The organism is Nocardia sp. NPDC047654, from assembly GCF_043205035.1.
Lineage (GTDB): Bacteria > Actinomycetota > Actinomycetes > Mycobacteriales > Mycobacteriaceae > Nocardia.
The window spans coordinates 1,078,400-1,101,080 of sequence record NZ_JBIDDF010000001.1; the positions used below are offsets into that span (position 1 = coordinate 1,078,400).

Genomic DNA, 22,681 nt, shown 5'->3' on the forward strand with positions numbered 1-22,681 from the left:
CGTGCGGCCATCCGCCTGCCGCTCAGTCGAGACTGTCGCAGTTGATGCCGTCGTCGCTGCCGTTGATCGATTTGGTCTGGCAGTAGGTGAACGTCGCCCCGCCCGAGCCCGGGCAGTCCACGAGTTGCAGCCGGTCGGCCCAGGTTTCGGTGAGCTGACGCAGCTGCTCGTCACCGAGCGCCTCCGACGGCGACTCCGGAATGGTCATCGGCCGATCGACCAGGTCGATGCGCAGCCTGCGGGTGAAATCGGCGGTGGCGCCCGCGCGGATGTCGACCAGCACCGGACGGCCGTCCTGCTCGGTCCGGGGTGCCGCGGAATCGACCACGCGCAGGACATCGGACCGACTGAACGTCCACGTTCCCTCGGCGACGCGCACGCTGATCTGCCGGTCCGATTCCGCGACCAGCAAGCCCTGGAGCGGAGGAACACGGTCATCCTTCGGCATCGTCCCGGGAAGGTGGATTGCGTCGGTCATAGCCGGTTCTCCGATCTGCTCACGATTTGCCACGACCCCCAAGCGTGTGAGCGATCATATCGCGATGAGGGGCGCTGTCGGCTCGTATCGCGAGATTTCCCGGCCTGTGACAAACCGAATTCCGATCCATAACGGCCGAGTGCCGAAAGTTTTCCGGTAGGCTGGAAATACTTACAGCGCAATCATGGAGCTGTTCTCCGATGCCGCACGGCCGGTGTCCATAGCCCGATGGTGGCGGTTGTGCATTTGTACTTTCGCGCCCCTGGCCCGGCCGGGTGCGACCGCTTCGTGAGCGATTCACGCGAATCCGCTCGCGCGCAGTCGGATCCAGGGCCCCTGTCTGCTATCGGTCCCGATTCGCGTTGCGCTCCGCCCACCAGGCGGGCGCGTCGATGAAGTGGTTGTCGAACTCGTCTTGGGCGGCAGCGAGATCGGTCATCGTGGACTCGCCCGCGGCGATCCGTTCCAGTAGCCGGAAGTACTCGAAACGCTGCACGCCGGGGGTGAGCGCGATCAGGATCCGCGCCGTGCTGTCCGGTGTGGCGCCGAAGGCGTGCGGCATGAATTTCGGGACCACGATGGAACCGCCCGCGCCGACGGTGACGATGCGGTCGCCGGCCAGCAGTTGCAGTTCGCCGTCGGCGACGTAGAACAGCTCGTCGGAACGCGTGTGATAGTGCGGCGCCGCGCCGTCCGCGCCACGATCCATGTTCACCTCGAGCGTGCTCAGCCCGCCGCCGGCCTCCTCGGCGTCGATCAGCAGGCGCAAAGTAACCGACGTGGTGCGCAGGACTTCCGCGTCCTGCGGCTGCCGGATCGCGACGTCCTTGCGGGGAGCGGGGATGGTCATCGGAGGCTCCAATTAGTTCGGTGATTGATAATTCGCTACCGAACTATAACCTGCCGAATAAGATCCTGTCCATGACCGAGCAAAGAACGGACGCCGTGGACGCCATCGTGGCGCAGTGGGAGCGCGAACGGCCGGACCTCGATCTCGAGGCGATGGGCGTGGTGGGGCGCCTGGGCAGGCTGCTGGTGGTGGCCCAGCGTGAGATCGAGGCGGTGTTCGGCAGGCACGGACTGCAACGCGGCGAGTTCGATGTGCTTGCCGCGCTGCGTCGTTCGGGCGAGCCGTTCGAACTCAACCCGTCGGTGCTCGCCGACACGCTGATGCTGTCCCGGGCGGGTATGACCGGACGGCTGGACCGGCTGGAATCGGCGGGGCTGGTACGGCGCGTCGCCGACGCCCAGGACCGCAGGGCAGTGCGCGTCGCCCTCACCGCGGCGGGGCGGGAACTGGTCGACACCGTGGTCACCGAGCACACCGCGAACGAGACCAGGATGCTGTCGGTACTCACCGCGGGGGAACGGACAGAACTGGACCGAATCGCGCGAATCCTGCTGACCAGTATGGAACCGGGCGCGTAGTCGCGGTAGCTCGTGCACCCCTCGATTCGCCGAATCGCGCTCTACATGGGAGAACTCGGGCTGCGATGAGGTAGCCCGATACTCGTGTCCGCAGGGCGCCGCGGGTCTACCTTGAGATTCCGTGCCGAAGGGGTCGGTGCGGTTGTGCAAGGAGGCCACGATGATCGACATCATCACTCTCCGCGGCACCGGCGAGCCGCGCAACTCCGACGGAACGCCCGCGGGCATGCTGCACGACGTCACGAAACTACTCGACACCGGGAAGTTCAGCTGCTTCGAACCGGATTGGCCCGCGTCGGTGGGTCCGGTGCCCGAGGCGTGGGGCCCTTCGCTGGAGACGTCGGTGCGGCTCGGCGTCGCCGCCGGGGTGAAGGCGATCCAGGACTCGCCGAATGTCTGCGGCCTGCTGAGCTATTCGCTCGGCGGTATCTGCGCCAGCCGGATACTGGAGGGCGTGCACGCGGGGAAGTACGAGAACACGAACGGCACGCCGCTGGAGATCGCTTTCGTGGTGAACATCGCCAACCCCCTGCGCCGTGCCGGGCAGTCGGTCGGGAATCTCTGCCCCGCGAACACATTCGGCCTGCACGGGCAGCGTGGCGCGTGGCCCGCATCCGTCGCGGTCCGCGAGTACGCCAACCCCGGCGACATCATCACCGCCTCACCGGGCAATTCGCCGTTGCGTGTGATCGACGTGGGCATCTCGCCGTTCTCCTTCGTGGAGGGCGCCCGCATCGGCGACGTCGCACCGCTGATCTTCGCCGAACTGCTCGAGATCCTGCTGCACGACCCGATCGGCAACCTCGACCGCTACACCGCGGCGGTCCGCGGCGTCGTCGGCTACCTCACCCCGTGGCCCTACGGCCAGCACGTCCTCTACAACCACCAGCACATGCCCGGGACGAACGTCCCGTGGACCACGCACGCCGCAGAGTACATCAATACGACGTACTGAGCCCTTGTCGCGAGCGCGGACGGTCCCATCGGTCCGCGCTCGTCGTCGCTGCCCGCGCCCGAGGATTCGTACCGGCCTAAAGACCCGGAGAGGCGGGGGAGCGGACCGACGCCTCGACGAGATCCAGGACGGCGGAGAGGTTCTCGTTGGTGTGCCCGGAGGCGATCCGGGCGATCAGCCCGTCGAGGACCAGATCGAGGTAGCCGAGCAGGACGTCGGTGGGCACGTCGTCGCGCAGTGCGCCCGCGGCCTTGCGGCGTTCCAGCCGGGCCAGGGTGGCGGCGGTGAGCTCGGCCGAACGCTGAGTCCAGCCCGCGCGGAATTCGGGATCGGTGCGCAGCCGCCGCGCGATCTCCAACCGCGTTCCGAGCCAGTTGAACTGCTCGGGATGGGCGAGCATGTCGCGCATCACCTGCACGATGCCCTGGTTGGCCGCGACGTCGGCCATGCGTTCGGCGTCCTCCTGGGCGAGGGCGAAGAACAGCGCGTCCTTGTCGCGGAAGTGGTGGAAGATGGCGCCCCTGGATAGCCCGATCTCCTCCTCGAGGCGGCGCACGGTGGCGCCGTCGTAGCCGTATTCGGCGAAGCAGCGGCGTGCTCCGTCGAGAATCTGGCTGCGCCGGGCGGCGAGGTGATCGTCACTGACCTTGGGCACGGAATCCTCCAGTGGGGAAACACGGACCCCCGCATCGACGGTCCACCGATGCGGGGGTTCTCACAGTACGAGCGAGGCGAGCGGTGATCCGAGCGACCGGGACGGCGGTGCCGAGAGCACTGACAACCGGTGCTCGCGGACCCGCCGCCGCTTGCGCTGACGCAACTCCGCGGGAGCGAGTCTTACGAGCGACGTTCGCGCCCGTCTCGTGTTTGCGTGCCCGAAGCGTATGCGCCGCAGGCGCGAGTCTCGGGCGCGCAAACACGAGACTTCAGGGGCGCGAACACGCGCCGCCGAAGGCGGCGCGATCAGGCCCTGATCATGTTCCGCAGCACGTACTGCAGGATGCCACCGTTGCGGTAGTAGTCCGCCTCACCGGGGGTGTCGATCCGCACCACCGCGTCGAAGGTGATCTTGTCACCGTTCTCCTTGGTGGCGGTGACCTTCAGGGTCTTCGGGGTGGCACCCTCGTTCAGCTGGGTGATGCCCTCGATGTCGAAGGTCTCGGTGCCGTCGAGCTTCAGCGACGCGGCCGACTCGCCCGCGGGGAACTGCAGCGGGATGACGCCCATGCCGATGAGGTTGGAGCGGTGGATGCGCTCGAACGACTCGGTGATGACGGCCTTCACGCCCAGCAGGCTGGTGCCCTTGGCGGCCCAGTCACGCGAGGAGCCCGAACCGTACTCCTTGCCACCGAGCACGACCAGCGGAATGCCCGCGGCCTGGTAGTTCTGCGACGCGTCGTAGATGAACGCCTGCGGGCCGCCCTCCTGGGTGAAGTCGCGGGTGTAACCGCCCGAGACGTCGTCGAGCAGCTGGTTGCGCAGCCGGATGTTGGCGAAGGTGCCGCGGATCATCACCTCGTGGTTACCGCGGCGCGAGCCGTAGGAGTTGTAGTCCTTGCGCTCGACGCCGTTGGCCTCCAGGTACTGGGCGGCCGGGGTGCCGGGCTTGATGTTGCCCGCCGGGGAGATGTGGTCGGTGGTGACCGAGTCGCCGAGCAGCGCGAGCACCCGGGCGCCCTTGATGTCGGTGACCGGCTGCGGGGTCTGCGGCATGCCCTCGAAGTACGGAGGCTTGCGCACGTAGGTCGACTCGGCGTCCCACTCGAAGGTCTTGCCCTCCGGCGTGGGCAGGCCGCGCCAGCGCTCGTCACCCCGGAACACGTCCTTGTAGTCCTCGAGGAACATGTCGCGGCTGATGACCCGGTCGATGGTGTCCTGGATCTCCTGCGGCGAGGGCCAGATGTCCCTCAGGAAGACGTCGTTGCCCTCGGTGTCCTTGCCCAGCGGGTCGTTCTCGAAGTCGAAGTCCATGGTTCCCGCGAGCGCGTAGGCGATGACCAGCGGCGGGGAGGCCAGGTAGTTCATCTTCACGTCGGGGGAGATGCGGCCTTCGAAGTTGCGGTTACCCGACAGCACCGCGGTGACGGTGAGGTCGTTGTCGTTGACCGCCTTGGAGATCTCCTCCGGCAGCGGGCCGGTGTTGCCGATGCAGGTGGCGCAACCGAAGGCGACCAGGTTGAAGCCCAGCTTGTCCAGGTACGGCCACAGGCCGGCCTTCTCGTAGTAGCCGTTGACGACCTGCGAACCCGGCGCCATGGAGGTCTTCACCCACGGCTTGCGGGCCAGGCCCTTCTCGACCGCGTTGCGCGCCAGCAGGGCCGCGCCGATCATGACCGACGGGTTCGAGGTGTTGGTGCAGGAGGTGATCGAGGCGACCACCACCGCGCCGTGATCGAGCACGAAGTCGCCGTACTCCGCGGTGGAGACCTTGACCGGCTTGCTCGGGCGGCCCTCCGCGCCGTTCGCGGCCGACGGCGTGAAATCGGAGCCGTCGTCGGCGAAGGACAGCACGGCTGGGTCGCTGGCCGGGAAGGACTCCTCGACGGCCTCGTCCAGCTTGCTGTGCGGGGTGTCGGCGGCGGGGCCGCTCTCCGCGTCGCTGGTGTAGTTGTGGATGTCCTTGCGGAACGCGATCTTCGACTCCGACAACAGGATCCGGTCCTGCGGCCGCTTCGGGCCCGCGATGGACGGCACCACGGTGCTCAGATCCAGTTCGAGGTACTCGGAGTAGGCGGGCTCGGTGTCGGGATCGTGCCAGAGGCCCTGCTCCTTGGCGTAGGCCTCGACCAGCGCGACCTGCTCGTCGGAGCGGCCGGTCAGGCGCAGGTACTCGACGGTCACCTCATCGATCGGGAAGATCGCCGCGGTGGAACCGAATTCGGGGCTCATGTTGCCGAGGGTGGCGCGGTTGGCCAGCGGCACCTCGGCCACACCCTTGCCGTAGAACTCGACGAACTTGCCGACCACGCCGTGCTTGCGCAGCATGTCGGTGACGGTGAGCACGACGTCGGTCGCGGTCACGCCGGGCTTGATCTCGCCGGTCAGCTTGAAGCCGACGACGCGCGGGATCAGCATCGAGACGGGCTGGCCGAGCATGGCCGCCTCGGCCTCGATGCCGCCGACGCCCCAGCCGAGCACGCCGAGGCCGTTGACCATGGTGGTGTGCGAGTCGGTGCCGACGCAGGTGTCGGGGTAGGCCTGGCCGTTGCGGACCATGACGACGCGGGCCAGGTGCTCGATGTTGACCTGGTGCACGATGCCGGTGCTGGGCGGGACGACCTTGAAGTCGTCGAACGCGGTCTGACCCCAGCGCAGGAACTGGTAGCGCTCACCGTTGCGCTGGTACTCGATGTCGACGTTGCGCTCGAAGGCGTCGGCGCGACCGAAGACGTCGATGATGACGGAGTGGTCGATGACCATCTCGGCGGGGGCGAGCGGGTTCACCTTGTCCGGGTCGCCGCCGAGGGTGGCCACGGCCTCGCGCATCGTGGCCAGGTCGACGATGCAGGGCACGCCGGTGAAGTCCTGCATGATGACGCGGGCGGGCGTGAACTGGATCTCGGTGTTCGGCTGCGCCGAGGGATCCCAGCTCGCGATGGCGCGAATGTGATCGGCGGTGATGTTGACGCCGTCTTCGGTGCGGAGGAGATTCTCCGCGAGGACCTTGAGTGCGTAGGGGAGTTTCTCGGTGCCGGGCACGGCGGAGAGGCGGAAGATCTCGTAGGAGTTGCTTCCCACCTCGAGGGTGCCCTTGGCGCCGAAAGTATCGATACTTGTCGTCACGTCAGCTCCACTCGTCTGTGAGGGCGGCCGCCGACGGGGCTGTGCCGGCGGCCGAGTCTTCGGAGGTGCTCCGGTGCCGCTGGAGCGCCGGTTCCTCGCGCCTACGACCTTAACAGTACGCTTGTCCTGTGAAACACCAGGGGGCGGTTCCGCGTGCCGTGCGCGCGGAATGCGACACTCCGTCGCGTACTGTGCTTTCGAGCCAGCAAGGGGGATCTTGCTCGACCTGCAGTGTTGGATGCCCGTCGCTTCGGTTGCCGATGCGGCTCGACAGACCGGATGGAAGATGACCGCCCCGCTCAACTCGGTTTTCACCCCTATGGCCGCCGAATTGCCGCCGAATGTCACCACCGACACCGTGCGCTCGCTCAACGCCGACCTGGCCGACGATCACGTCGCGACGCTGACCGGAAAGGACAAGGCGGAATTGGCCACCATCGCCGCGGAGGCGCGATCGCAGGGAATTCCGCTGAGCATCGTGGTCGTCCCCGGCAATCCAGGACACGACTCGAGCCTACGGGACCTGGCCACCGAGGTGGGCAAGACGCAGCACGGCACTGTCGTCGTTTTCAGCGACGACTGGATCGGCACCTACAGCGACGCGATCAGCCGGGTGCGGCTGGAATGGGCCGAGGACGCGGCGAAGGGCACCCAGGGCAAGAGCGGGGAGGCCGCGAGCATCTTCGTCGCCCGCCTGGAGACGCCGGAGTCGATGTCCTGGACCGCGATCACCGGGACGCTGCTGGTGGGGACTGCGGCGGCCATCGCAGGGCTGTACTGGCTCAAGGTCCGGCGCGCGGCGAACGACGCCGAGCCGGTGCGAGTGGCGAGCGATCGGCGGGCCCCGGAGGGCGAGTAGCCCTAGGCTCGCCGTTTCGGCTGCGCGATGTCGCCGTCGCCTGCTGTCTCCCTCGCCTGATTCTTCGCTGGATGCGAAGGCTGTCGCAGGTGGGTCTACGGGGATTACCAGCGCTTCCAGTTTTTATTCAGCTAATTTTCGGAACAGTTGGTTCGTTCTACCTGAATGAACCAACGACCGCATCTAGCAAACTTTCAGCAATTGAGAAGCTGAGCCGCATAGTTGTGTGAATGTTGTTTCGTCGGTGACGCAAGTGTCTTACGGTTCGAATGATCCCTGATGGGGAATAAGTGTTCCCAGAGGCCATCCGTCGACCACGGTGCGTCATGGTTCGCCTGATGCCCTCGAGGATTACCGGAATCCGGTCCTTGGAGGTGTGATGCGCAACAACGGCGCGCTGACCTACCGGCGCCGAATAACGATCGCTGCGGGGTTGCTGTTCTCGGTCGCTGTAGTGGTCACGGCCGGGCCGGTCGTCGCTGTGCCGCCTCCTCCGCCAAATCCCAGCGACGGCCAGATCGCGCAGGCGGGCGCACAGGTCGACGCGGGGGTCGCCGAGGTCGGCACCCTGGTCAACCAGGTCGCCGTGGTCGATCACCAGCTGGGGCAGCTCGACGACGCCGTCGCGCGGCGCCGCGAAGCCGTCAACAAGGCGCTGGTGGACCTGCAGGCCGCGCGCGACGCCGCCGACGCGGCCGCCGTCGTGGTGGTGGACACCCAAGTCGCCTTGGCCGACGCCGGGGCCAGGGTCGGCCAGGCGCGACGCAACTTCGACCAGTTCGCCACCCAGGTCTATACCCGGCCGGGCTCCGACTCGATGGTCACCTACCTCGCCGCGGCCACGCCCGCGGTCGCGCTGGACCGGGCCCAGCTGCTCGACCTCGTCTCCAAGAACCGCCAGCAGGTGCTCGACGGCCTGCGCCGCGCACAGATCGATCAGGGCAACAAGAACTCCAGCGCCCGGCGGGCGAAGTCGGACGCCGACGCGGCCGCCGCCGTCGCCGCGGCGCGCAAGACCGACGCCGAGCACGCGGTCGCCGCGGCCAAGGCCGAACTCGACCGCCAGACCGCCCAGCGCGACGACCTGCTGCGGCAGCGCCAGGACGCCCAGGGCCGGCTGGATCAGGCGCGTCACAACGTGGCGGGGCTACAGGACCAGCGCGAGGCATACCTGGCCTGGGACGCACTGCGCAAAGCGGAGGAGGCCGCGGTCCGCGCGGCCGCGGCGGCCGCCGCCGCCCGCGCGGCCGCCGACCGAGCCGCCCAAGATCGCGCGGCCGAACTGGGCGCGGGCAAGCGCCCGCACACCCAGTTGGAGGATTCGCCACCGGCGCGGCGCAGCGCGCCCCGGCCGGACGCGCCGTCGGTCGGGGGTTCGTCGGCGATCGAGATCGTGGTCGATCGGGCCATGTCCCAGCTGGGCGTCACCTACGCCTGGGGTGGTGGCGACGAGGACGGGCCCACGCTGGGCATCCGCGACGGCGGTGTGGCCGACCGCCACGGTGACTACGACAAGGTGGGCTTCGACTGCTCCGGGTTGATGGTCTACGCGTTCGCGGGCATCGGGGTCTCGCTGCCGCACTACAGCGGCTACCAGTACAACGCGGGCACCCGGGTGCCGGTCGATGACCGCGAACGCGGCGACATGCTGTTCTGGGGGCCGAACGGCAGTCAGCACGTGGCCCTGTATCTGGGCGACGGGAAGATGGTGGAGGCGCCGGAATCCGGCGACGTGGTCAAGGTGTCCCCGGTCCGGGAGGGCGGCATCATGCCGTTCGCGGTGCGCATAGTCTCCTGATATCGGACATTCCGGGTACTGTGCGTGGCCGCGGGGCCGCCGAATTCCCATTCTGTCGGGTCCGGTTGCGGCACAGGCGGTGATTACCTGGAATAGTTGTGGCAGCACGCACAGGACCAAGGCGAAAGCGGGGATGTTGGTGACTTCGACGGACGGTGTGAGCGGAGTGAACTCGGCGAAGGACACGCCGGCTTCCACGCCCAGCACCCTCGAGCGTGACGTCCAGACCCTGGAGAAGGCGATCTACGAGGTCAAGCGGGTGATCGTGGGCCAGGACCGCCTGGTCGAACGACTGCTCGTCGGTGTGCTCGCGCGCGGTCACGTCCTGCTCGAAGGCGTTCCCGGTATCGCGAAGACCCTCGCCGTGGAGACCTTCGCCAAGGTGGTCGGCGGTTCGTTCGCCCGGGTGCAGTTCACGCCCGACCTGGTGCCCACCGATCTCATCGGTACCCGCATCTACCGGCAGGGCCGCGAGCAGTTCGACACCGAGCTCGGCCCGGTCGTCGCGAACTTCGTGCTCGCCGACGAGATCAACCGCGCGCCCGCCAAGGTGCAGTCGGCGCTGCTCGAGGTGATGGCCGAGCGGCACGTGTCGATCGGCGGCAAGACCTACCCGATGCCGGATCCGTTCCTGGTCATGGCGACGCAGAACCCGATCGAGAGCGAGGGCGTGTACCCGCTGCCCGAGGCGCAGCGCGACCGCTTCCTGTTCAAGGTCGTCGTCGACTACCCCTCGGTGGAGGAGGAGCGCGAGATCATCTACCGGATGGGCGTCACCCCGCCGGAGGCGAGCCGCATCCTGGCGCCGGAGGACCTGATCCGCCTGCAGAAGGTCGCGGCCAATACCTTCGTGCACCACGCTCTGGTCGACTACGTGGTCCGGGTGATCGCGGCGACCCGCAAACCGGCCGAATTCGGCATGCAGGACGTAGCCAGTTGGATCTCCTACGGCGCCTCCCCGCGCGCCAGCCTCGGCATCATCGCCGCGGCCCGTGCGGTCGCGCTGATCCGCGGCCGCGATTACGTGGTGCCGCAGGACGTCGTCGAGGTGATCCCGGACGTGCTGCGCCATCGCCTGGTGCTGTCCTACGACGCGCTCGCCGACGAGGTCAGCCCGGAGGACGTCATCAAGCGCGTTCTGCAGACGGTCGGCCTGCCGCAGGTCGCCCCGCAGGCCGTCGCGCCGGGCGCGCCCGCCGCCCCGGCGCAGGGCGCCCCGCAGCAGCAGATTCCGCAGCCGCAGCAGGCCGTTCCCCAGCCGCCTAACGGGCAGCAGTCGCAGCCCGCGGGCACCCTCCCGCCGAAGTGACCTCGGCATCGGATCCGGTTGCGCCAGTGCCGATGTCGCCGTCCCACGCACCGCCGTCCTTCCATGCGGGCGAGCTGACCGACCCGAGGCTCACGGTCGCGCTCAAGACCCTCGAACTCACCGTGCGCCGCAGGCTCGACGGCGTGCTGCACGGCGATCACCTCGGTCTGATCCCCGGACCCGGCTCCGAGCCGGGCGAGGCGCGCGCCTATCAGCCCGGTGACGACGTGCGCCAGATGGATTGGTCGGTCACCGCCCGCACCACCCACCCGCACGTGCGGCAGATGATCGCCGACCGGGAGCTGGAGACCTGGATGGTGGTCGATCTGTCGGCCAGCCTCGACTTCGGCACCGCCGCCTGCCAGAAGCGTGACCTCGCCATCGCCGCCGCGGCCGCGATCACCCATCTGACCAGTGGTGGCGGCAACCGGATCGGCGCGGTCGTCGCCACCGGCGAACGGTTGACCCGCATCCCGGCGCGCGGCGGGCGGGTGCACGCCCAGTCACTGCTGCGCAGCATCGCGACCACCCCGCACGCGCGCGACGGTGTGCGCGGCGACCTGCGCGGCGGCATCGAATCGCTGCGCCGCCCGCAGCGCAAGCGCGGGCTCGCGGTGATCATCAGCGATTTCCTGGGCGACATCGATTGGCAGCGCTCGCTGCGCGCGATCTCGGCCAGGCACGATCTGCTCGCGGTCGAGGTGCTCGACCCGCGCGACCTGTCGCTGCCCGATATGGGCGACGTCGTGCTGCACGACCCGGAGACCGGGCGCACCCGCGAGTTCAGCGTGACCTCCACGCTGCGCGCCGATTTCGCGGCTGCCGCGCAGCGCCACCGTGAGCAGGTCGAACAGGCGCTGCGCAGCTGTGGCGCCCCGGTGCTCACCCTGCGAACCGACCGGGACTGGATCGCCGATGTGGTCCGGTTCGTGTCCACCCGGCGCCACAGCTTCGGCGCCCCGACCGGGCGGGTGCCACGTCAGTGAGTATTTCGCATTTCACCGCACAGATCTGGCTCGGATTTCTCGCCGTCATCGCGCTGATCGCGCTGGGCTACGTCCTGGTGCAGCGCACCCGGCGCAAGCACATGTTGAAGTTCACCAACATGGAGCTGCTGGAGAAGGTCGCTCCCTCGCGGCCGAGCCCGTTCCGCCATGTGGCCGTAGCGCTGTTGCTCGTCGGCCTGGTGTTCCTCACCGTCGCCGCCGCGGGACCGACCGCGGTCAAGAAGGTGCCGCGCAACCGCGCGACCGTCATGCTCGTGATGGATGTGTCGCTGTCGATGGAGGCGACCGACGTCGCCCCCAGCCGCATCCAGGTCGCCAAGCAGGCGGGCAAGGAGTTCGTCGACGGATTGCCCGAGGGCGTGAACATCGGCTTCGTCACCTTCGCGGGCACCGCCTCGGTGATGGTCTCGCCGACGACCAACCACGAATCGGTCAAGGCCGCGATCGACAATGTCCGCCTCGCCGAGCGCACCGCAACCGGCGAAGGAATCCATACCGCGCTGCAGGCGATCCAGACGCTCGCCACGGTGCTCGGTGGCGGCCAGCAGCCGCCGCCCGCCCGGATCGTGCTCATGTCGGACGGCAAACAAACCGTTCCTAATTTCACCGACTTCGACAACCCGCGGCACGAGTACGTCGCGGCCCGGCTCGCCAAGAGCAAGAACATCCCGATCTCCACCATTTCCTTCGGCACCGCCTGGGGTGTCGTCGAGATTCCGCGCGAGGACGGTTCGCGCGATCGCGTGGAAGTCAAGGTGGACGACGACGCGATGCGGGAGATCGCGCGTTTGAGTGGTGGAGAGTTCTACACGGCGGCTTCCTTGGACGAGTTGACGAAGGTGTACAACACGCTCGAGGAGCAGATCGGATTCGAGCTGACTCGGGGCGACGCGAGCCGGCCCTGGCTGTTGCTCGGCCTCTTGCTCATCGCGACGGGAATCATCACAGGTCTGCTGTATCGGCAACGGCTTCCGTAATCGGAGCGGCGGAAAGACGTTGTCCGCCAAGTGAAGCTTCGGTACGCTCAGGCTCGTATCAGTCTGGGGAGGGAGTTTCGATGCGTACTGTAATCGCGTCTGCGGCAGCCATTTTCACTGCGATGTTTCTCGTGGGGGCGCCCGAAGCGGCCGCCGCGCCGTCGTGTCCGAACGGGAGCGTCTGTATGTGGACGGGGGCGAACTACACCGGCAGGATGCTCGAGTGGATTCCGGTGGTCGACTCGACCTCGTGTGTACTGACCTACCCGAAGGGCGGCGCCGCCCGTTCGGTGGTCAATCGCAGCGGTCAGTCGTTGACCTTCTGGGAAAGTTCGAACTGCAACGGTCGCCACACGAACGGCGCCACGTCGTTTTCCGATCTCGGATTCGACGCCTACTCGGTGCACTGGTGCAGGCAGTGCTGATTCGGTGATCGACCGAGTCCACGATCGGGCCGTGTGCGTGCGTTCCGTGCGCGCACGGCCCGATTTTCGTGTGTGAACCCGCGGCGGAGCGCGACGACGTCGGAGGATCGGATCGGGGCCCGACCAGCGCCGGGCGCGGATGTGTCGTCCGCCGGCGTCTCGAACGGGTGACATCGCACGAGCGCCGATGCCGGAGCATGTGTCATCACCTCGAGCATCGGTGCCCGCTCATGCGTGATCACCTCGACCAGGTAGGTTTAGCCCATGTCGAACACAACGTCACGTTCGGTCCTGGTGACCGGCGGTAACCGCGGCATCGGACTCGCGGTCGCGCAGCGTCTGCTTGCCGACGGTCACAAGGTGGCCGTCACGCATCGTGGGTCGGGGGTGCCCGACGGCCTGTTCGGTGTGAAATGCGATGTGACCGACAGTGAGTCGGTGGACCGCGCCTTCGCTGAGGTGGAGGCGCACCAAGGGCCGGTCGAGGTGCTCGTGGCCAACGCGGGTATCACCGACGACACGCTGCTCATGCGGATGAACGAGGAGCAGTTCACCCGTGTGCTCGACGCCAATCTGACCGGTGCGTTCCGGTGCGCCAAGCGGGCGAACCGCGCGATGTTGCGCGGGCGCTGGGGCCGGATGATCTTCCTCGGCTCGGTGGTCGGCATGAGCGGCCAAGCAGGACAGATCAACTACGCCTCGTCCAAGGCGGGTGTGATCGGCCTGGCCCGCTCGATCACCCGCGAACTCGGCTCGCGGTCGATCACCGCGAATGTCGTCGCCCCGGGCTTCATCGAGACCGACATGACCGCTGACCTTCCCGAAGACATGCGCGACATGGCCAAGAAGTTCATTCCCCTGCAGCGGCTCGGCCAGCCCGAGGACATCGCGGCCGTCGTCAGCTTCCTGGCTTCCGAGGATTCCGCCTACGTCTCCGGCGCGGTGATTCCCGTCGATGGCGGCATGGGCATGGGTCACTGACCACACCGAACGCGTAGCGCGGCCGAGCGCGGCCGCCCGCAGCCAATCCCACATACGAATTTCAGGAGAACCGAGAACTCATGGGCGGACTGCTCGAAGGCAAGACCATCCTGGTCACGGGCATCATCACCGATTCGTCGATCGCGTTCCACGCGGCGGCTGTCGCGCAGGAGCAGGGCGCGAAGGTGGTCATCACCGGCATCCCGGAGCGGCTGCGGCTGATCGACCGGATCGCCAAGCGCCTGCCCCAGGAGGTCCCGCCGGCCATCGGGCTCGACGTCACCAGCGAAGAGGATCTCGCAGGCCTGGCCGACAAGCTGCGTGAACTGGCTCCGCAGGGCATCGACGGAGTGCTGCACTCGATCGCGTTCGCACCCCGCACCCTGATGGGGCCGGAGGCGCGGCCGTTCCTGGAGGGTCCCGGTCCGGACGCCGCCAAGGCGTTCGAGATCTCGGCGTGGAGCTACGCCTCGCTGTCACGCGCGGTGCTGCCGGTGATGAACGAGGGCGGCTCGATCGTCGGCATGGACTTCGACCCGCGTACGGCGATGCCCTTCTACAACTGGATGGGTGTGGCGAAGGCGGCGCTGGAGTCGGTGAACCGGTACGTCGCGCGGGAGGTGGGCGCCGCCAAGAAGATCCGCTCCAACCTCATCGCCGCCGGTCCGATCAAGACGCTGGCCGCCAAGGCGATCGCGGGCACCGCGACCGACGACGCGGCCAAGCTCAACCAGCTCAACACCTACTGGGACGGCGCATCGCCAATCGGCTGGGACGTCGACGACCCCACGGTGGTGGCGAAGTCGATCGTGGCGCTGCTGTCGGACTGGCTGCCGGGTACCACCGGCTCGATCATCTACGTCGACGGTGGAGCCAGCCACAACACCTGGTTCCCCGAGGACATGTCCATCAACTGAGCCGGATTCGAGGGGAGACACCGTGGTTCGGACCGCCGACGCGCTGCTGCTGCTGTCCTTCGGCGGTCCGGAGCGTCCCGAAGACGTGATGCCGTTCCTGGAGAACGTCACCCGGGGCAGGGGAGTGCCACGTGAGCGCCTCGAGGCGGTCGCCGAGCACTACCTGCACTTCGGCGGTGTCTCGCCGATCAACGCGCTCAATCGCGACATCATCGCGGCGGTCGAGGGCGAACTGTCCGCCGCCGGCCTGGAGCTGCCGGTGTACTTCGGTAACCGGAACTGGCACCCCATGGTGGAGGACACCGTGGCCCGGATGGCCGCCGACGGCGTTGGCTCCGCGCTGGTCTTCCCGACTTCCGCCTGGGGCGGCTACTCCGGCTGCCTGCAGTACCACGAGGACATCGTCCGTGCGCGTGCGGCATTCGGCGCGGGCGCGCCGGAACTGCTGAAGCTGCGCCAGTACTTCGATCACCCGCTGTTGATCGAGGCGTTCGCCGACGCCATCCGCGCGGCGCGCGATCAGCTCACGGCCGGGCAGCGCGCCGCGGCGCGGCTGGTGTTCACCGCGCACTCGATCCCGGTATCGGCCGATGCCGCCGCGGGGCCGCCGGCCGACGGTGGGCGACTCTACAGTCGTCAGGTCGCCGACGCGGCCCGGTTGTGCGCCGCGGCAACGGGTTTCACCGACTACGACGTCGTCTGGCAGTCTCGCTCCGGTCCGCCGCAGGTGCCCTGGCTGGATCCGGATATCGTCGACCACCTGGACGATCTCGCGGCCAAGGGGGACGAAGCCGTGGTCGTCTGCCCGGTGGGCTTCGTCTCCGATCATCTCGAAGTCATCTGGGACCTGGACAACGAGGCCGCGCAGAAAGCCGCCGAGCTCGGCATGGGCTTCGCCAGGGCCGCGACGCCGGGAACCGACCCGCGCTTCGCGAAGCTGATCGTCGAGCTGGTCTCCGAGCAGTTGCGCGGCATCGAACCCCGGCGGCTCGGGTCGGTCCCGGGCTACGGCTGCACACGCGACGGCGAACCGTGTGCCGTCGGCTGTTGCGCGGTCGCGCGCCGTCCCACGACTGGGAATTGAGGCGTCGCGGGCGCGATAGCATCGCCAGCGACCGATCGCCGATCCGACTTCCTGGGGGGTATCTCTCGATGACCTATGCCGACGTATTGACCAATGCCGCGCTGCTCGATCCGCACGCCTGGTCCGATGCGAACGTGTGGACTGTGGCGCTCGACGCCACGGAGGCCAGGCGCCGCGGCCGCAGCAGTGGCGGTGGTGGTTTCTCCATCGGTGGGCTGCTGCTGTGCATCGGGGTCGTCGCCGTGGTCATCGGACTCATCATCTGGCTGAGTAAGCGAGGCAAAGCGAACCAGTCCCAGCAGCAGTACCCACAACAGCAGCAGTTCCAGCAACAGCAGCATCCGCAGGGGCAGCAGTACCCGCAGCCGTATCCTCCGCAGGATTTCTCGGGGCAACAGCAGTACACGCCGCCGCAGCAGTATCAGCAGCCCTATCCGTCGCAACCGCAACAGCAGTATCAGCAGTACCCGCAGCAGCAGCCCTATCCGCCGCAGCAGCCGTACCAGCCGCCGCAACCGCCGCAGCGGTAGCATCCCCGACCCGAACGGTCAGAAGTTCGGGGCGGCCAGGCGGGTGTAGACGGTGGGGAAGCCGGGGCGGGCCGCGCCGGTGCCCCAGGAGGTGAGACCGGCGAGACGCCCGTCGACGAGAATCGGTCCACCGCTGTCGTATTGTGCGGTGTCGGCGGTCGGGCTGCCCGCGCAGAGCATCGTGAGCGGGTCGAAGGCCGGACCATAGGCGGTGGCGCACTCCGCGTCGATGGACAGAGGAATGTTCGCGGCGTGCAACCGGGTGTTGGCCTCATCGGTTTCGAAGGTCGCGCCCCAGCCCAGGATGGTTGCGGTGCTGCCGGGGGCGGGTGCGGCGACGGTGATCGTCGGACCGGACTGCGGCTCGTCCAGGGTAAGGATCGCCACATCGTTCTGATAGGCGGTCGTCGTGTCGAGAACGGTGGCACGGAAGTCCGGATGAATGCGAATATCCTTCACGTGCACCGTGTTTCCGGTGTGCTCGCGGAGGTCGTCGCGGCCGAAGGTGACGGTGAGCGTCTGCGCAAGCGGACTGGTCAGGGCCACGCAGTGCGCCGTGGTGATCACCTCGTCCGGAGCGACGAGTGCGCCGCCGCAGAACTGGCCGGAAGCGCGGGTGAGGAACAAGGGCGTGCCGATGGCGGCCAGCCACGGGTACTCCGCCGTCGTCGCATCGGTGCCGCCCACGATCGCCGCGGCCGGGGCATGTAGCGCGAGACCGATCAGCACGGTGAGGGCAGCGGTGCGGCCACGGCGGGAAATTCGCATGTCACACCGCCCGCGTCATGATCTCAGCGGCTCTCGCGCGCGGAGGCGTGCACGGCGACCAAGCGTGCGGCGCGGATCGCGTCCCACAGCGGTCGCAGCAGCGATTCCTGCGCGCCGATCGCGCTGGCGGACGTGGGCGCGGAAGCGGGCTCCCGCTGCGCCACCGTGAGGATGGCCGCCACATGATCGGCGGTGTCGAGAATGCGCCTGGCACGCAGCGGGATCGACTCGGGGTAGTCGTGGCGCGAGTAGTCGGCGAGTTCGGCTTCGATGAGTTCGCGCGGATCGGAGTCGACCGTGCCGAGCGACGTGGTGTGCAGTTTCATCAGCGCGTCGGCGGCGTCGCGGACCGCTTCGCGCATCGCGTATTCGGCCTCACCGAGTGACATGTCGGGGCCGGGAGCGGCGGGGATGGGGGTACTGTAGACGGTCCACTGCAGCGTGTCGTCGTCGGACCACTGCGGGATGAGGCCGGTGCCTTCGGCGCCCGGTACGCCGATCAGAATGCCCTCCTCGGCCTCGACGGCGTCGGCGGCGAACGCCGTGCCGCTGGGAACTCCGCGCACGTCCCCCGGGACGGGCAGCACCAGCCGCAGTTGCGCCCCGGACTGGGCCATCGTCTCGCGAATCACCTTGAGCAGCGCCATGACTCCGCTTCCCGGCAGGTTGCCGTGTGCGGACCAGGGTAGATCGGTGCGGCCGCCGGTGAGCGGGTCGCCCGCCGCGATCGTGTGCTTGGGCGCCCACGCGTGCAAGGCGGCCAAAACGTCGTCGGGCGCGCTGCGGCCGGCCAGCCAGGAGCTCGCCCACACCGTCAGCGTCGCACTTGGAGAGCACATAATTATCGAGCATAAAGGGTGGGCGCTACCGGTGGGCATCCATGCGCGAGGGCATTCGTGAGCAGCGCGGAAACCGGGGTCGCCGCGCTGCCCGCGACGAGCGGGTCCGCGCGGATACCGCCCGGCATCTGGCTCGGGCCCTGCTCCGGAACGCGCTAGTCCGGTTCGGTGACGAAATCGATGAGGCGCTCGACCGCGCCGATGAGCGGCGCCTCCAGATCGCGGAAGGAGCTCACCGCGTCGTACACCCGCCGCCAGCCGTCCTGCGGAGTGCCCCAGCGCAGCCGTTCGCAGACGCCGGTCTTCCAGTCCTCGTCGCGCGGCACCCGGGGCCACTGCGCGATGCCGAGGGTGGAAGGGCGCACGGCCTGCCAGACGTCGACGAACGGGTGACCGGTCACCAGGACGTGCGGCCCGAGTCCGGTGGTCAGCTGGGTCTCCTTCGATCCGGTCACCAAGTGGTCGACCAGCACGCCGACCCGCCTGCCCGGGCCGGGCCGGAATTCGGCCAAGCGCGCGGCCAGATTGTCCAGGCCTTCCAGCTGCTCCACGACGACGCCCTCGACGCGCAGATCGTGGCCCCACACCCGCTCGACGAGCGCGGCGTCGTGGACGCCCTCCACCCAGATCCGGCTGCCGCGGGCGATCCGGGCGCGCAAACCATCGACCCTGGTGGAGCCGGAGGCGGAACGGCTCGGCGTCTTCGGCGGGGCGGCCGTCGGCCGCACCAGCGTCACGGGCTCGCCGTCGATGAGGAACGCGGCCTCGCGCAGCGCGAACAGGCGCACCGCGCCGCGCGCGTCCTCCAACTTGACGAACTCGCCGTCGTAGCTGCGATCGAATCCGACCACAGCGCCGCAGAATCCGGTGGCGGCGTCCTCGACGACCAGGTCGCGATCCGCGGTGACCGTCGGCACCACCCTCTTCTTCGATCGAGGATGTCCGGAGTAGATGTCGCCATACCTGTCAAGCCCGCTCACCCGCTTGAAGCTAGCACCGCCGCTGTGGCTTTCGATGCACTCGGGTCACCGCGCGTTCGCGGCCGGAATTCATCGGGAGTACTCGCGAAGGTCGCGCCCGATATCATGATCGGCGCACTACAGTGGTCGTGTGGCCGCAATTTTTTGGCTGGTCGCGGGCGTTCTGCTCGCGGCGGCGGAGATGCTCACCGGCGATTTCACCCTGCTGATGCTCGGCGTCGCCGCGCTGGGCACGGCGGGTGTCAGCGCGGCGGCGGACACCTCGCTCGTGGTGGATGCCATCGTCTTCGCGGTGGTCTCGGCGGTGCTGTTCCTTGGCGTGCGGCCGATCATCCGGCGTCGCTTCGGAACTCCGCCGCCAACGCCGACGAACGTCGACGCGCTGCCGGGGAAGACCGCCCTGGTGCTCGAACAGGTCGCAGCGCACTCCGGCCAGGTGAAACTGGGCGGTGAAGTGTGGACCGCGCGGCCGATGGATACGACCGAAGTCTACGAACCGGGTACGACCGTGTATGTCATGAAGATCGACGGCGCGACCGCCGTCGTCTGGAAAGGGCCTTGATGCCTGTACTGATCGTTGCCGCCGTCCTCGTGTTTTTGGTCGTGGTGGTGGTCTTCAAGTCGATCGCGCTGGTGCCGCAGGCCGAGGCCGCGGTGATCGAGCGACTGGGCCGGTATTCGCGTACCGTGTCCGGCCAGCTCACGTTCCTGGTGCCGTTCGCCGACCGGGTGCGCGCCAAGGTGGACCTGCGGGAGCGGGTGGTGTCGTTCCCGCCGCAGCCGGTGATCACCGAGGACAACCTGACCCTGCACATCGACACCGTGGTCTATTTCCAGGTGACCAGCCCGCAGGCGGCGGTCTACGAGATCAGCAACTACATCGCCGCCGTCGAGCAGCTGACCGTCACCACGCTGCGCAACGTCGTCGGTGGTATGACGCTCGAGCAGACCCTCACCTCCCGCGACTCGATCAACGGCCAGCTGCGCGGCGTGCTGGACGAGGCGACCGGGCGCTGGGGGCTGCGCGTCGCGCGGGTCGAGCTGAAGAGCATCGATCCGCCTCCGTCGATTCAGGAGTCGATGGAGAAGCAGATGAAGGCCGACCGGGAGAAGCGCGCCATGATCCTCACCGCGGAGGGCCAGCGCGAATCGCAGATCAAGACGGCCGAGGGCTCGAAGCAGGCGCAGATCCTGTCCGCCGAGGGCGCCAAGCAGTCGTCGATCCTCGCCGCCGAAGGCGAACGGCAGAGCCGCATCCTGCGGGCGCAGGGTGAGCGCGCCGCCGCCTTCCTGCAGGCGCAAGGCCAGGCCAAGGCCATCGAAAAAGTCTTCGCCGCCATCAAATCCGGCAAGCCGACGCCGGAACTGCTTGCCTACCAGTACCTGCAGACGCTGCCCATGGTCGCGCGCGGTGACGCCAACAAGGTGTGGCTGGTGCCCAGCGATTTCGGCAAAGCGCTGGAAGGGTTCGCCAAGAGCTTCGGCACCCAAGGCGAGGACGGTGTGTTCCGGTACGAACCGCCCGCCTCGGACGGCGCGGAAGCCAAGCCGGAGGACGACTCCGATGTCGCGGACTGGTTCGACACCGCACCCGACCCGACCATCGAGCGAGCCGTGCGGGCCGCCGAGGCGACGGCGCGGACTCCGGTCGAGGGGCTGACACCGACACCGACACCGCCTCCGCAGAGTTTCGAACCGTCGCCGCACCAGCCGGTCATCCCGCCGCAGGAGGCTTTCCCGCCCCAGCAGCAGCAGCCGCCGCAACAACAACAGCAGCCGCCGCAGCAGCCGCCGGCCCAGCGCCCGGACGACCCGCACGGCCGTCCTTGGCAGCCGCCGGAGAACTTCTCGAAATAACACCACCCGACCCGCCCCGGACTTCCCCGAGTCCGGGGCGGTCGTCTCGGTGCGGCCGAATCGTTCAGCGGGGCAGGCCGGTGGCACGGATCGCGGGGAGGATGGCGTCGGCGACGCCACGCATGCCCTGCGGGGTGAGGTGGTAGGGGATGAGTGTTTCGGTGGCGATGACGGGATCGATCCAGCGGACACCGGCGGGTGCGCACGCGTCACGGCCCGCCGACGCGGCGCGGGTGTCGACGTAGGTCGCGCCGTGCGCGGTGGCGACGCGGGCGACCACGGTGTCGAGACGATCGAAGGCCGCTTGGATGGGCGCGGCATCGGACGGTCGAAGACCGACCAGCTCCGGGCAGCCACCGTCGCGCACATAGGTCGGCCAGCCGTCGACGACGATCATCGCCTTCGGCGCCAGATCCGAAACCTGTTGCAACGCGGCCGCATAGGGCGCGGCGATCGCGTCGATGGCGGCATCCCAGTCCGGACCGGCGCAACCACCTGCGCCGGAGAGGCCGTAGACATGGCAGGCGACGATGTGCTCGGCCATCAAGGCGTCGTTGGCGCCGATGTGCACCGTGACCAACCTGGTGCCGGGACCGAGGGCCTCGAACTGCGGTGGAATGCCCGGCTGCTGCGCGGCGGCGAGATCCGGGATGCGCGCGGAGTTGCAGGTGCGGTCGTCGAGGCGCAGATCGAGCTCCCGGGCGATGAGCTTCGGTGTGTTCGCGGTCGAGCGGAGGCAGCGCGGCGGGGCGGTGATGTCGAAGTTCCGCACGCCCGTGGTGGCCGCCCCGGAATCGCCCAGCGCGACGTACTCGGCCCCGCCGCCGAGGGGGGCGGCCTCGGCGGAGGCGGTGGCGCCGAAGGCGATCGAGCAAGCGATGACCGCGACGGCCCGCGCAAGATTCGTCATGTCGGATCCTGTCCGTTCCGTTCGTCGGCGCGCTCCCGGGACATGTACGTCTCTGTGCCGAACGCTACCCGGCAAGGTGGGCACGCGGGCGGAATCGGGTGGCAGACTTCCAGGTATGACGACACCTGGATGGGCCGACGTGGACCGCTATCTCGTGGAGACGCTGGTGGCGGATCCCGATTCCGACGCGGCGCTGGCGGCGAACAAGGCGGCCGGCCTGCCCCCGATCGACGTGTCACCGCCGCAGGGGAAATTCCTGCATCTGCTGGCCAGGACGGTGGGGGCACGGCGGGTGCTGGAGATCGGCACGCTCGGCGGATACAGCACGATCTGGCTCGCTCGCGCGGTCGGGCCCAAGGGCCGGGTGGTCACGCTGGAGTTCGCCGCCCCGCACGCCGATGTGGCGCGGGCGAACCTGGAGCGGGCGGGTGTGGGCGACCGGGTGGAGATCCGGGTCGGCGCCGCGCTGGACAGCCTGCCCGTGCTCGCGGAGGAGGACCCGGACCCGTTCGATCTGGTGTTCATCGACGCCGACAAGGTGAACAACTCGAATTACGTGCTGTGGGCGCTGCGGCTGACCCGGCCCGGTTCGGTGATCATCGTCGACAACGTCGTGCGCGGCGGCGCGATCGCCGAGGAGCATTCCGAGGATCCGAACGCACAGGCCAGTCGCGAGCTGGTGGAGTTGCTTTCCGCCGAACCGAGCCTGGACGCGACCGTGGTCCAGACCGTCGGCGGCAAGGGCTGGGACGGCTTCGCCTTTGCCGTGGTGAACGGCGACAGCGCCGAGTGAACC

The 22,681-nt window shown here is 68.4% G+C and carries 23 protein-coding genes; 15 read left to right on the forward strand and 8 right to left on the reverse strand.

Translation table 11 applies throughout. From position 1 onward, the window contains the following. Nucleotides 1–22 precede the first annotated feature (22 nt). On the reverse strand, nucleotides 23–478 hold the full coding sequence (locus ACGF7Y_RS05160; RefSeq protein ID WP_393229382.1) for a hypothetical protein: 456 nt from the start codon (nucleotides 476–478) through the stop codon (nucleotides 23–25). A 343-nt stretch (nucleotides 479–821) separates the two neighbouring features. Then, nucleotides 822–1,328, reverse strand: a complete 507-nt coding sequence (locus ACGF7Y_RS05165) for a cupin domain-containing protein (RefSeq protein ID WP_393229385.1) — start codon at nucleotides 1,326–1,328, stop codon at nucleotides 822–824. Nucleotides 1,329–1,399: 71 nt separating this feature from the next. Between ACGF7Y_RS05165 and ACGF7Y_RS05170 the strand changes: the two genes are divergently transcribed. Then, nucleotides 1,400–1,906, forward strand: a complete 507-nt coding sequence (locus tag ACGF7Y_RS05170) for a MarR family winged helix-turn-helix transcriptional regulator (RefSeq protein WP_393229388.1) — start codon at nucleotides 1,400–1,402, stop codon at nucleotides 1,904–1,906. Nucleotides 1,907–2,066: 160 nt separating this feature from the next. Then, complete coding sequence (locus ACGF7Y_RS05175) at nucleotides 2,067–2,861, forward strand: hypothetical protein (RefSeq protein ID WP_393229391.1); 795 nt, start codon at nucleotides 2,067–2,069, stop codon at nucleotides 2,859–2,861. A 76-nt stretch (nucleotides 2,862–2,937) separates the two neighbouring features. Here the strand turns inward: ACGF7Y_RS05175 and ACGF7Y_RS05180 are convergent, their stop codons facing one another. Together ACGF7Y_RS05180 and ACGF7Y_RS05185 are read right to left on the reverse strand one after the other, a co-directional pair. After that, on the reverse strand, nucleotides 2,938–3,516 hold the full coding sequence (locus ACGF7Y_RS05180) for a TetR/AcrR family transcriptional regulator (RefSeq protein ID WP_393229394.1): 579 nt from the start codon (nucleotides 3,514–3,516) through the stop codon (nucleotides 2,938–2,940). A 308-nt stretch (nucleotides 3,517–3,824) separates the two neighbouring features. Continuing rightward, nucleotides 3,825–6,644, reverse strand: coding sequence for an aconitate hydratase (locus ACGF7Y_RS05185; RefSeq protein ID WP_393229397.1), 2,820 nt, complete (start codon nucleotides 6,642–6,644; stop codon nucleotides 3,825–3,827). Nucleotides 6,645–6,930: 286 nt separating this feature from the next. Here ACGF7Y_RS05185 and ACGF7Y_RS05190 point away from each other — a divergent pair, with 286 nt between their 5' ends. From ACGF7Y_RS05190 to ACGF7Y_RS05235, 10 genes are all read left to right on the forward strand, one after another. Next, nucleotides 6,931–7,503 carry a DUF6676 family protein gene (locus tag ACGF7Y_RS05190; protein ID WP_393229400.1) on the forward strand — a complete coding sequence of 191 codons (573 nt, stop codon included), beginning with the start codon at nucleotides 6,931–6,933 and terminating at the stop codon, nucleotides 7,501–7,503. Between the two features lie 379 nt (nucleotides 7,504–7,882). After that, entirely contained in the window at nucleotides 7,883–9,301 is a 1,419-nt protein-coding gene (locus tag ACGF7Y_RS05195; protein WP_393229403.1) for an NlpC/P60 family protein, read from the forward strand. Between the two features lie 133 nt (nucleotides 9,302–9,434). Further along, nucleotides 9,435–10,610, forward strand: a complete 1,176-nt coding sequence (locus ACGF7Y_RS05200) for an AAA family ATPase (protein ID WP_393229406.1) — start codon at nucleotides 9,435–9,437, stop codon at nucleotides 10,608–10,610. Between the two features lie 32 nt (nucleotides 10,611–10,642). After that, entirely contained in the window at nucleotides 10,643–11,596 is a 954-nt protein-coding gene (locus ACGF7Y_RS05205) for a DUF58 domain-containing protein (RefSeq protein WP_357129410.1), read from the forward strand. After that, complete coding sequence (locus ACGF7Y_RS05210; protein WP_040867404.1) at nucleotides 11,593–12,594, forward strand: VWA domain-containing protein; 1,002 nt, start codon at nucleotides 11,593–11,595, stop codon at nucleotides 12,592–12,594. Before ACGF7Y_RS05205 ends, ACGF7Y_RS05210 begins: the two co-directional genes overlap by 4 nt. 122 nt (nucleotides 12,595–12,716) lie before the next feature. Beyond that, nucleotides 12,717–13,019: a peptidase inhibitor family I36 protein gene (locus ACGF7Y_RS05215; RefSeq protein ID WP_168434205.1), complete on the forward strand. Its 303-nt coding sequence runs from the start codon at nucleotides 12,717–12,719 to the stop codon at nucleotides 13,017–13,019. Nucleotides 13,020–13,283: 264 nt separating this feature from the next. Further along, complete coding sequence (gene fabG1, locus ACGF7Y_RS05220) at nucleotides 13,284–14,000, forward strand: 3-oxoacyl-ACP reductase FabG1 (protein ID WP_040867402.1); 717 nt, start codon at nucleotides 13,284–13,286, stop codon at nucleotides 13,998–14,000. Between the two features lie 80 nt (nucleotides 14,001–14,080). Continuing rightward, nucleotides 14,081–14,917 carry an NADH-dependent enoyl-ACP reductase InhA gene (gene inhA, locus ACGF7Y_RS05225; RefSeq protein WP_040867400.1) on the forward strand — a complete coding sequence of 279 codons (837 nt, stop codon included), beginning with the start codon at nucleotides 14,081–14,083 and terminating at the stop codon, nucleotides 14,915–14,917. A gap of 22 nt (nucleotides 14,918–14,939) precedes the next feature. Next, nucleotides 14,940–16,001 (forward strand): ferrochelatase, encoded by a 1,062-nt coding sequence (locus tag ACGF7Y_RS05230; protein WP_393229412.1) that lies wholly within the window; start codon nucleotides 14,940–14,942, stop codon nucleotides 15,999–16,001. 68 nt (nucleotides 16,002–16,069) lie between these two features. Beyond that, nucleotides 16,070–16,531, forward strand: coding sequence for a hypothetical protein (locus tag ACGF7Y_RS05235; RefSeq protein ID WP_393229415.1), 462 nt, complete (start codon nucleotides 16,070–16,072; stop codon nucleotides 16,529–16,531). 18 nt (nucleotides 16,532–16,549) lie between these two features. On the opposite strand, the gene ACGF7Y_RS05240 is transcribed toward ACGF7Y_RS05235, so the two are convergent. The 3 genes from ACGF7Y_RS05240 to ACGF7Y_RS05250 all read right to left on the reverse strand — a co-directional run bounded on the left by ACGF7Y_RS05240 (nucleotide 16,550) and on the right by ACGF7Y_RS05250 (nucleotide 19,118). After that, nucleotides 16,550–17,299 (reverse strand): S1 family peptidase, encoded by a 750-nt coding sequence (locus tag ACGF7Y_RS05240; RefSeq protein ID WP_393229418.1) that lies wholly within the window; start codon nucleotides 17,297–17,299, stop codon nucleotides 16,550–16,552. A 23-nt stretch (nucleotides 17,300–17,322) separates the two neighbouring features. Then, nucleotides 17,323–18,138, reverse strand: a complete 816-nt coding sequence (locus tag ACGF7Y_RS05245) for a hypothetical protein (RefSeq protein ID WP_393229421.1) — start codon at nucleotides 18,136–18,138, stop codon at nucleotides 17,323–17,325. 155 nt (nucleotides 18,139–18,293) lie between these two features. Next, the gene (locus ACGF7Y_RS05250) at nucleotides 18,294–19,118 is read right to left on the reverse strand and encodes a DUF3097 domain-containing protein (RefSeq protein ID WP_393229424.1); all 825 of its coding nucleotides are present in this window, start codon (nucleotides 19,116–19,118) and stop codon (nucleotides 18,294–18,296) included. Between the two features lie 130 nt (nucleotides 19,119–19,248). Here ACGF7Y_RS05250 and ACGF7Y_RS05255 point away from each other — a divergent pair, with 130 nt between their 5' ends. Beyond that, entirely contained in the window at nucleotides 19,249–19,680 is a 432-nt protein-coding gene (locus tag ACGF7Y_RS05255) for an NfeD family protein (protein ID WP_062974793.1), read from the forward strand. Then, nucleotides 19,680–20,975, forward strand: coding sequence for an SPFH domain-containing protein (locus ACGF7Y_RS05260; RefSeq protein WP_393229428.1), 1,296 nt, complete (start codon nucleotides 19,680–19,682; stop codon nucleotides 20,973–20,975). Before ACGF7Y_RS05255 ends, ACGF7Y_RS05260 begins: the two co-directional genes overlap by 1 nt. 64 nt (nucleotides 20,976–21,039) lie before the next feature. On the opposite strand, the gene ACGF7Y_RS05265 is transcribed toward ACGF7Y_RS05260, so the two are convergent. After that, nucleotides 21,040–21,885 carry an SGNH/GDSL hydrolase family protein gene (locus ACGF7Y_RS05265; protein ID WP_393229431.1) on the reverse strand — a complete coding sequence of 282 codons (846 nt, stop codon included), beginning with the start codon at nucleotides 21,883–21,885 and terminating at the stop codon, nucleotides 21,040–21,042. A 115-nt stretch (nucleotides 21,886–22,000) separates the two neighbouring features. Here ACGF7Y_RS05265 and ACGF7Y_RS05270 point away from each other — a divergent pair, with 115 nt between their 5' ends. Beyond that, complete coding sequence (locus tag ACGF7Y_RS05270) at nucleotides 22,001–22,678, forward strand: O-methyltransferase (protein WP_393229433.1); 678 nt, start codon at nucleotides 22,001–22,003, stop codon at nucleotides 22,676–22,678. Nucleotides 22,679–22,681 lie beyond the last annotated feature (3 nt).